The 255-nt window shown below is 62.4% G+C and carries 1 protein-coding gene; it reads left to right on the top strand.

All coding sequences use genetic code 11. From position 1 onward, the window contains the following. The coding region (locus ACK3CV_RS25475) for an MlaD family protein (RefSeq protein WP_489009933.1) at positions 1-255 on the top strand (255 nt) is incomplete at both ends.

Raw genomic sequence — 255 nt, 5'->3', positions numbered from 1 at the left:
CCTCTCCGGATGCCAAAGGGCTGCGCATCGTGCTGGACAGCGAAAAATCGGGCCAGCTCAACGCCGGCGATCCGGTGCTGTTCCGCGGCTACCGCGTCGGCTCGGTGGAAACCAGCTATTTCGATCCTAAAACGCGCGCCATGCGCTATCAGCTGTTCATTACCGCGCCTTACGATCAGCTGGTCACCACCAACGTGCGCTTCTGGAAAGACAGCGGCGTGGCGTTCGACATGTCGGCGCAGGGCATGCGGGTGG

It is taken from the genome of Serratia sp. TSO36 (assembly GCF_057808395.1).
Note: the sequence above shows the minus strand (reverse complement) of the source record. Positions and strands in the feature narration are given on the sequence as shown.